The organism is Nocardia sp. NPDC047038 (assembly GCF_040644075.1).
Taxonomy (GTDB): Bacteria; Actinomycetota; Actinomycetes; order Mycobacteriales; family Mycobacteriaceae; genus Nocardia; species Nocardia sichangensis.
This window is the reverse complement of the sequence record NZ_JBEYVQ010000040.1, coordinates 1-10089: the sequence shown is the minus strand read 5'-3', so window position 1 is coordinate 10089 and position 10089 is coordinate 1. Positions and strand designations below refer to the sequence as shown.

Here is a 10089-nt window from a genome sequence, read left to right as displayed (position 1 = left end):
CACCGAAGGAGGCCATCGGGTAGAACATCAACCAGGACCCACCACCTGCGGAATTCCGCGAGCGCGGGCACCGGGAATTACGTGAACGTCGACAGAACATCGATCCGGCGTTGCGCGACAATCGTAGGACTTTGCCCTATAGCGGATGTGTTGGTGACTGGGCAGGCTGATCCGATGCCCGGTGTGGCAAGGATTCACACCCATCGGCCGACGGTGATCGTCGGTTCGTCGACTGATCGGATCGTGTTGCGTTGACCGGTTGTGACCTCTGCCTGTATCAGTCGGTGACGCCGGGGCTGCCCGGACGTGGCGCGCGTTTCGAGCAGCAAATGCTGGCTGGAATCGAGTGGCTGGAAGACGGCGAGGGCTCGGACCATCGGATGCTGCTGCTGCGTATGCTCCGCGCCACTGCTGCGGTCAGCCTGTCAGAGGTCGGATGGATACGCCGGATGCGCGCGACCGGGACCGTCGTGCAGCCGCGATTCAGTGTCGTCGACGGTTATGTCGCGGGCTGCATCGCCCAGTGGCGCGACGCCCGCAGTGCACGCCGTGGTCCTGCGATCACCGACCTGGAGGTCGGTGCAGGCCTGAGCTTGCCTGACCTGCCGGAACGGCGGGCCTCGGACGCGCACGCGATGGTCGACGCGCAGACCGAGTGGAAACTCGCTCGTTCGGTGGCGCCGTCGGCCAGGGAAACGATGCTGTGGGCCGACACCGAGTTGGGGGCATACGTCCCGGCTGATGTTCGGGGTGTCAACAAAACATTGGCATGTGTTCCGAGCACGAGAGCGCTGTATGGGTGGGCGGCAAGCCGGGTCTCCGGAGTGCTGGCGCTCTGGTCATGGCGGATCGAATCGGACGCGAGAGAAGCTTTGAGCGTCGCTGCGCACGAAGTCGGAAGGTCCCGTGCTCGCGGCTGGAAGCCGCGCCCGCCCGCACATCTTCCGATCGCCCGCGTCCGATCTGGACAAGGCAGCGTTCGGCTCGGCACGGCTGTGCCGGGAGGTCCACGATCCATCTACCGAAGCCGACCTGGTCGGCGCGCTGATTATCATCACCGCCGCGATAATCAAGGCGCATCGAGAACGCGGGGAATCGGCTCGAGTGTCGAGCATCTACGCCACCGCCGTGGGTCCTCGGAAGTGGATGGAACACGAGATACACACGCAGCCCTCGAAATCGCTGATCGGCTGCCGACTCCGTTCCGGACGCATATCGCAGTTCCATTCGTAACTGATATAGGCACCCAGCTAGGACTTGGCGGCGCGGAAATCGCCACCTGGACCCGCACAGGCAGCTGCCCGGGGCGTCCGGAACTCCATGGCGAACCGCAGCTCAGCAACGGCAGCACTCAGCATGTTGATGCGGAACAGGAAATAGGGGTTGGCTATTTCATGACAACGCCGATACGAGCCATCGAACTCGTCACATCAAAGGATAGAGGGCAACATTGCGAATCCTTTTGGTCGCCCAGGCATTCAACAGCCTTACCCAGCGCGTCTACACCGAACTGCGTACCCGCGAGCATCATGTCGGTGTCGAACTGGCTCTCGGTAACGATCTGCTGCGCGCGCGGGTTGCGGCTTTCGAGCCGGAGCTGATACTTGCGCCCATGCTGACCACGTCGATCCCGAAGGACATCTGGTCGGCGCACACCGTGCTGATTTTGCATCCGGGACCCAAGGGCGATCGCGGACCCTCATCCCTCGACTGGGCCATTCATGAGGGCGAGAAGGAGTGGGGTGTCACAGTGCTTCAGGCGGTGGAGGAGATGGATGCGGGACCTATCTGGGCTTCGGTGCCGTTTGTTGTCGCACCTTGCGGCAAAAGCGAGCTGTATCGCAACGAGGTAGCTGATGCCGCTGTGCAGGCCGTTTTGCTCGCGGTCGACCGATTCGCCGATGGTCGGTTCGAGCCCGAGCCGCTGGACTACCTGCGCCTGGACGTCCGGGGCCGACTACGGCCCTACCACGATCAGCGGATTCGCCGGATCGACTGGGCAGCCGACGATACGGAGGTTGTGCTGCGGAAGCTGCGCGCCGCCGATTCGCGGCCGGGCGTCCTGGACGAACTTTGCGGGCGGGAGTACTACCTGCACGGCGGCCATGGCGAGGATAGCCTGCGCGGTGTTCCGGGCACCGTGATCGCTACACGTGACGGCGCGATTTGCCGGGCCACCGTTGATGGCGCGGTGTGGCTGCCACAGCTACGTCCTCGGCGAGTGACGGGCGGTCCCCCCACGTTCACGCTACCCGCCACCGATGCACTCGGCCCCGACCTACCGCGGTCGATCCCCGAGGTGCCTGTAACACCGGCCGCGGCCGCTTCCCGGGACACCTGGTCCGAAATCCGCTACCGCGAAGAGGGCGCCGTCGGCTACCTTGAGTTCGCTTTTCCCGGCGGCGCGATGAGTACACGTCAATGCCGTAACTTGCTGACGGCGTTCCGGCAGGCGTGTGTGCGGCCGATTGACGTACTCGTGCTCGGCTCGCCTCGAGACTTCTTCTCCAACGGCATCCACCTGAACGTGATCGAGGCGGCCGACGACCCGGTCAAGGAGTCCTGGCTCAACATCAACGCTATGAACGACCTCGTAGAGGCAGTCCTCACCACTACCGACAAGCTCGTGATCTCTGCTTTGGCTGGAAATGCGGCGGCCGGTGGCGTGATGCTCGCGCTTGCCGCAGATGAGGTCTGGTGCCGCGAATCAGTCGTGCTCAACCCACACTACCGGCTGATGGGTCTGCACGGCTCAGAGTACTGGACCTACATACTGCCCCGCCGCGCTGGCGCCACCGAGGCCGAGCGACTCAACCGGCAGGCCCTTCCCATCGGCGCCCGAGACGCCGCAGCACTAGGCCTGGCCGACCGCCTTCTGCCTGGAAGCGCCGGAACCTTCTGGAGCTCGATACGGCGTGCGGCGGCAGGGCTGGCTGACAGCCCCGAGCTTGCGAAACGCCTCATAGAGAAGAAACGACAGCGTGCCGCCGACGAGGTAGCCAAACCCTTGGCCGCCTACCGCAGCGAGGAACTGGCACACATGCGCCGCAACTTCGCCGCAGGTGAGGTGTACCACGATCTGAGGCGAAACTTCGTGCACAAAGTGGCACCGACCCGGACACCCCCGCACCTATCCAACTGACAGACGCGGGCCCGCCGGAATCAGTAATCGCTCTGTCCCCCTTGGGCCCAGGTCCCTCGGCCCTGCTTTTGTCAGACTGAATCAGCCACGGAGTACTAACATGCTGAAGCTGGAACTTGATCATTTCACCTTCGGGTGGATAGTCCCTACGCTGGCCTATGCCATGTCGGTGGTCGGATCGATCCTCGGTCTGCGATGCACAGTCCACGCCCGAGCATCTCGCTGGCGCGAGGGCTGGCTTGCCGCCGGGGCCGTCGCCCTCGGCGGTGCCGGCATTTGGACCATGCACTTCACCGCAATGCTCGGTTTCTCCATCCCTGGGAAAAGAATCCGCTACGACGTACCGATGACCGCGCTCAGCGCCGTAGTAGCAATCGTGGTGGTGTGGCTTGGATTGGCGATCGTCGTACGCGGTCGACCCGCGAGCTTGACACTGCCGCTCGGTGGCGCAATCACCGGTTGCGGGGTAGCCGCTATGCACTATATCGGCATGGACGCAATGAACACCAACGTGAGCATGGAATACAACCCCGCTCTCGTCGCGGTCTCGGTCGTGATCGCCGTGGTCGCCTCGACAGCGGCACTGTGGTTCGTAGGGCACGTGCACGGCTTCGGCGCGACTATCGGCGCAGCACTCATCATGGGACTCGCGGTATCCGGCATGCATTACACCGGTATGGCGTCGATGAGCGCCCACCAACGCGACCACATCAGCACGCCGGTCGGCGCCGAACCCTTCCTGATGTTCCTCCCAGTGATCCTCGCCATCACCCTGATCACAATGGTGCTCATCATCCTGGTCGGGGTAGCCGAGATCGACGAGGCCAACAGTCCTCACCCGCATCGCGGGCGCGATCGGCGGTCAGGTCATCGCGCAGGTACCGTAGGCAAGGGCTAGCAGTGCAGCGTAGGAACCAGCTCCGCGTCGGCCGACCACCGGAGACACCCGCTTCCGCCCGGCAGCCGGATGAAATGTGCTCGCCACGGCCCTCACCCCTGAAAAGGAGGTGCCGTAAACGGGAGACGCCGTCAAGGATGGCGTCACCCGTGGCAAGGCGAGAGAAACCGGATAAGACGGCTGGCCCTCACGCCCCGATTCCCTCGTGTGGTGTGATTCTTGCCCGGCGTAGTGTCGGTGAGGTGGCTCGGATTTTGGGACTGATCGTACGAAGCCGCGCCTACTACGCTCAACAACGACCACGCCGACCGGCGCTGGTCTGAACCGAGGCCGGTTCCAAACCCGTGATACCTCTGTATATGTCAAGCGGCTTCGACTGGTCTGCTGCGCTGTTCGTCTCGGATCGACTGTCTACGGGCGAGCGGTGAAGATCGCCTCGATGGTCGATGAGCACACGCGTGAGTCGCTGCTGCACCTGGTTTAACGCTCGACACCGCCGAGAAGCTGGTCACCGAACTCGTCCGGGTGTTCGCTGCTCGGGGTGCGCCGAAGGTACTGCGCTGCGACAACGGTCCGGAGCTGATTTCCGCAGCGCTGCAGCGCTTCTGCGCCGGACCGGGTGGGCATTGCCTACATTCCACCAGGCATGCCGTGGAACAACGGCTATATCGAGTCGTTCAACCGCCGGTTACGCACCGAATGCCTAAACCGCCACCACTGGACTTCCCTGCTCGAAGCCCGTATGGCCGTCGGCGACTTCAAAGCCGACCACAACCTGCGGCACCGGCATTCAGCCCTCGGATACCGGATGCCTGCCGAGTGCGTTGCGGCTTACACCGACATCCACCATCCAGTGGACTGCTCGATCAACTGAAACAACCCGGCTCTACTACCGGGTGGTCGCATCATCGGGGATTAGCCACGTCGCAGACAGCATAAATGAAGGCTTCGTAGTATGTGGGGCACGACGTTTGAATCGAGCATGGTAGCAAACGTTTGTCAACAACTCGCTCCGACTACTAACTAAAGGGCTCTAGACCAACGATCAACGATCTTGTGGGATCTATCTCGCTAATCTGACACTGCCCACACAGATGTGTGCATTATTGCAGGGACAGCAGACATGACGCGGCGCTTCTCGTCCATGGCCGCTCCGGGTGCTGTGGCCGTGAGATCGGCGGGCCTATCTCACGGGCCGCGGTGCACGGTTCCGGCAGGTTGTCAGCCGATGCTGAAGGGTTGCCCCCACAGGGTGACCCAGCTGGTGATATTGCTGGTGACGACTTGGACACTAACGAATGAGCGAGCTTGTGCGTAGCCGGCGCAGCCGCTCAGGCCGATGGTCTCGTCTGCCCACGCCACGGAGCCGCTGTTGCTGCCGAATTTGTTGCGTGTGCGGTGGACCTGGTTGCCGAAGTCGTCGGCTTCCTCGAGGTCGAGGACATAGAACGACTTGGCTTGGCCAGGACCGAGGGTCAGATTGCCGCCGGTATTGCCTCCCACGTTGGGTCGAACGCTATCACCACTCCAGTCCAGAGAGCCGGTGGTGCCGCCGGTGACGCCGCCCCCAGAGATGTTGACCTGACATCCGACGGTGTAGCCCGGGAAGATGCTGCCTCCTACATCGCCGTTGGTACCGGACAACTCGACATGCGCGGTGCCGCTGACCCAGGCGTTGCGGTGAAGTGGAGTCGAGCCCATCGATGGGTTGATGTTGGCCGACTCAGCGTCGATCCACACATGCACGACGGTGCCGTCGGAGAGTGTCTTAGTGAGGTCGGCCCCGGGCAGTGGCACGAAGGTGTCGGCGTCTGCTGCTCCGATGGAGAACAAGCCTAAGGCTATTGTTGCGGCAGCACCCACGCTGGCCGCGCGACCCATTGTCTGACGGATTTTCACGTTTCGTCCTTATTTGTATCGCGATACGCGGGAGAATGAGATTGACCGAAGCGCCGGTGGAGTCAGCCGATGGAGAACGGCTGCCCGTAGAGGGTGGTCTTGGAGTAGTGGTCGCCGACGACTTCGACGACTGTGTAGGCGCGCGCCTGGGCGTATCCGCCACAGCCTTGGATCTGGATTTCCACGTCCTGGTATTCAACGGAATATCGGCCGGATTTGGTGATGTCTTTCAGGGCGATCTGCACGAATTCGACTTGCCCCGGCCCGAGATTTAATCCGATCGAACCGCCGGCGCTGGCCCCTGTCAGACTTACGCTACCGGAAACGCCAGCCGAGATAGCGTCGCTGCCGATATCGACCTGGCAGCCGACGATATAGCCGGTGTTGAGCTGCGAGGTGCCGTGCGTGGATGAGTTGTTTGTCCCGGGGGTGTTTGCCGAGCCGTTCCACGGGCCAGCCGTCGTCTCGGGAGCGTTCGGCACGTCCGCGACCGCATTGCCTGATACCCATACGACCCGGCCAGCGCCGTTGGCCGCCAGCGAAGGCGAGATCAGTGCATGCTCACCGGAGCGGGTGACTACCACACCATCAGGGCCCAGTTTCTGGCCGTCGGGCAGAGGCACGAATGTATCAGCGTGGACGGCCCCGGCCGACAAGAGGCCAGTAGCTACGGCTGCCGCACCGGCAAACCATATGATGCGGGCAGTGCCGCTCATCTCATGGGTGAATTTATTGCTCATTACTTTACCGATCAATTGTTGATTCTCAACTCTTGGGCAGCAGACCCAGAGCTGCATTGTGATTACTGTTGCTAGTTATGGAGAATCAGGGTCTCATATATATCGCCTCTGTACATATCGAAACGGGAACGGGCCTCACGTGATCGACGTGAATGCCCTAGCCGTGCAAAGACTTCTGGTTTTCGACATCGGATCAGCCGCATCGCGACCTGTGCGTGAGATGCCGCGGATCTTGATCATTTCGTCAGCCCGATTCTGATTGCGAGAATTCTTGAATCAGGATAAGTTGGATGATTGTGTCATCCGTCTTGTTGCTCGTGGAAAATATATTCCATCCGGCACGGATTTTGGCTGCGGTCTGCAGCTGATCATTTGAAGTGATGCGGAATCTTCGGCGGCCGCGGAATTTACTCATCTCAATGAGCTCGGGCCGCCAGCCGTGGCGCATGAAGTCAAATCTGCACGAGAGTAAAATAGAGTTTGATGCGAGCAAACAATGCTTGCCGACATTGCTCGAATCGAGCAATACTAGAGTCCGATGCCCCGAGGCAACTATCGGCTCGCGCAAGGTGCACTCGCTGGAGCGTTCGCTTGACGTTTTGCAGCGTCCTGCCCGCGGACCGAAGCGTATTGCCGTTCACCCCCGTCTCCCACCTTCGGCGGGGCGGGCGGTTGACTCGGATCAACGTAGGCGCTGGTGAAGAATATAGGAGGTTCCGCCTGGCTACCTGCGGCCAATAGTTCTGCTGTTGCGTCGACCGCCGGGTAGATCGTCGAACTCCGGCCGGGTGCACAGGTCGAGTCGATAAAGGCTCGTGCCATGACTATGACGCGAAACGTTGGGCGCGTTCTTGCGCTCAGGGGGCGGTCCGCTCGATCGAACTCTCGTCGATAACTGGCGGCGCCTTCGTCGGGAATGGCGCTGTTCCATAGTTTGCTCGGCGAGTTCATAGGTCCTCCTCGTTGCTGACCGGATCTGCGAATGGGGCTTCGATGAGCGTGATCAGCTTCGGCTGAGCCGGCAGTCCCAGATCTATATGACGGATTGCGCTCTGCACTTAACGTCGATCTTTGATATGAAAGTCAGGTGTCGAACATTATCGCTAGTGCCGCGAGAGGTCAACCGTTCGAACTCAGAAGTGTGCTGACGTGCTTCCGCCTTTGCGCGCGGACACCACTTCCAAGCGCATATCCGACCTGACCGCCTCGACGGACACTCGATGCCTGGCAGGCCTCCCATCTGCAGCGATGTGTATGTCCGGCATCGAAGATGTATCGACCAACACTGCAGCGAACCATGGGCCTGGGCCTGGGCCTGGGCCTGGGTCTGGGCCTGGGCCTGGGCCGGGAGTCGGCAACCAGATGCCGCAACGGGATGGCACCGTCCACAAGCGGAGTCCAACGTGGGTTCGCCGATGTCGGCAATGCCCGCTTCTCGGGCTTTGCGCGACGCCTCGGGAGCGACTGAAGCGTGGATCTTCGATTGGGTGGCAAGACTTTCGTCGTAACCGGCGGTACCTGACGTATCGTGTGGCGGCAACCCGCTTGTTGCGGATGAAGGCGCTGCAAGTTCGGTCGCGGATCCCCAGGCAGTGCGTTTCGCGCTTTTCAGCCCGGACGCACCCAAGGCGAGTGAGCCGTTCGCCACTGCGGCAGCCTGGGAGCGCTTGCGCAGGTGAGCGCCAGTACCCCGGTCACCGAAAGCTCAGCGGCCTGCCTGGATTAGATCAACTGGCAGGGTGGCGATCCAGTGTCTCGACTTGTCCTGGGGGCGTTCTGGATCTTCGGTAGGTGAGCTTGCATGCATGGTCACCTGCATTTTGAATGCCTCTGCTGGACAACAAACTTCGGTGAAGGTCGACCAACTTCTGACGATCGGGGCGAGCTTGTGGAGAACGGCACGGACATCGACCCGGACAGGAACCGTCGTAAGACCTCCTTTCGACTTGTTGCAAAAAGTCCAACAAATGATCTACCGTCTACCGACGGTGAGGAGGTAGCAGTGAGCAATCAGCCGTTGGATCGGAGAGCTACCGGTCGTTCATGGAAGGACTACACCGGATGATCACGACCAGGATGCGGACTGCCGTCATCTGCACGCCGAAGCGAACCGCCGTCGGGCGCTTCGGCGGCGCATTTCGCGACGTGGCCCCGCAAGATCTGGCGTCCACCGTGGTGCGTGGCATCCTCGGCACGACACACCTGGCGGCCGACGCCGTCGACGACGTGATTCTGGGGAATTGCTATCCGACTATGGATGCCCCCGCGATCGGCCGGGTCGTGGCGCTCAACGCCGGGCTGCGGGTCGACGTGCCCGGTGTCCAACTGGATCGCCGATGCGGTTCCGGATTGCAGGCGATCATCTACGCCGCCATGCAGGTGCAGACGGGGGTAAGCGATCTTGTCATCGCCGGTGGAACGGAGAGCATGAGCAGGGCGCCTTTCTACAGCAACGACACCCGCTGGGGTATCCGGCAGAACGCTCTGTTACTGCATGACAGCCTCGCTCGCGGTCGCGTCACCGCGGGTGGCCGCCATCATCCGGTCCCCGGCGGAATGCTAGAGACTGCGGAGAACCTGCGCCGCGACTACCGAATCTCGCGGATCGAGCAAGACGAGCTCGCCCAGCAATCGCATGAGCGCGCCACTGACGCACAGCGCTGCGGCTTGTTTGCCGAAGAGATCGTCCCGGTCATGGTGTCAAACAGGCGTGGCGAGCAGTTCGTCGTCGACGACGAGCACATCCGACCGGACACAACTATCGAAGGGCTCACCGCATTGACCCCCATCCTGCAGAAGGTCGATGGCAGTGCCACAGTGACCGCTGGCAATTCCAGTGGTCAAAACGACGGAGCCGCCGCGTGCATTGTGACTCATCCTGAACGCGCGGCCGAACTCGGGCTTCGACCGCTGGCGAGGCTGGCGTCGTGGGCGGTCGCGGGCGTATCGCCCGCGACTATGGGCTTGGGCCCGGTGCCCGCCACGTACAAAGCTCTGCGGTTGCTCGATATCGACCTTGCCGACATCGATCTAATTGAACTCAACGAGGCATTTGCCGCTCAGGTTCTGGCTTGCACTCGCGAGTGGAAGTTTACCGCCTCGGACTTCGACCGACTCAACGTACGCGGTTCGGGTATTTCGCTCGGCCACCCCGTCGGTGCTACCGGCGCGCGAATCTTGACCACACTTCTGCACGAAATGCACCGCCGCCATGCCCGCTATGGGCTGGAGACCATGTGCATCGGGGGTGGCCAGGGAATATCGGCGATCTTCGAACGAGTGGATGCCCCTTAGCGATGGGTTTCGATACGTTCCGTAAGAGAAGGAAGTCTGACAAGTGGAGACAACGCAGAGCGTAGGCGATCTGTCGCCGCGCGGCGCGCGTGTCGGTGTCGTTCGCGAATCCAACG

General features: G+C 61.9%; 6 protein-coding genes. 4 read left to right on the top strand and 2 right to left on the bottom strand.

Annotation, left to right across the window (positions count from 1 at the left end; all coding sequences use genetic code 11):
- Positions 1-1450: 1450 nt before the first annotated feature.
- The 3 genes from ABZ824_RS39530 (at position 1451) to ABZ824_RS39520 (ending at position 4914) form a co-directional block, all read left to right on the top strand.
- Positions 1451-3142 carry a hydrogenase maturation protein gene (locus ABZ824_RS39530; RefSeq protein WP_356970022.1) on the top strand — a complete coding sequence of 564 codons (1692 nt, stop codon included), beginning with the start codon at positions 1451-1453 and terminating at the stop codon, positions 3140-3142.
- A gap of 100 nt (positions 3143-3242) precedes the next feature.
- A complete protein-coding gene (locus ABZ824_RS39525; RefSeq protein ID WP_356970021.1) occupies positions 3243-4040 on the top strand; it encodes an MHYT domain-containing protein in 798 nt (265 codons plus the stop codon).
- Between the two features lie 619 nt (positions 4041-4659).
- Positions 4660-4914 (top strand): transposase, encoded by a 255-nt coding sequence (locus tag ABZ824_RS39520; RefSeq protein WP_356970020.1) that lies wholly within the window; start codon positions 4660-4662, stop codon positions 4912-4914.
- 347 nt (positions 4915-5261) lie between these two features.
- On the opposite strand, the gene ABZ824_RS39515 is transcribed toward ABZ824_RS39520, so the two are convergent.
- Entirely contained in the window at positions 5262-5939 is a 678-nt protein-coding gene (locus tag ABZ824_RS39515; RefSeq protein WP_356970019.1) for an MspA family porin, read from the bottom strand.
- Positions 5940-6001: 62 nt separating this feature from the next.
- Positions 6002-6655, bottom strand: a complete 654-nt coding sequence (locus ABZ824_RS39510) for an MspA family porin (protein WP_356970024.1) — start codon at positions 6653-6655, stop codon at positions 6002-6004.
- 2100 nt (positions 6656-8755) lie between these two features.
- Between ABZ824_RS39510 and ABZ824_RS39505 the strand changes: the two genes are divergently transcribed.
- A complete protein-coding gene (locus ABZ824_RS39505; protein WP_356970023.1) occupies positions 8756-9973 on the top strand; it encodes an acetyl-CoA C-acetyltransferase in 1218 nt (405 codons plus the stop codon).
- The last annotated feature ends 116 nt before the right edge of the window (positions 9974-10089 follow it).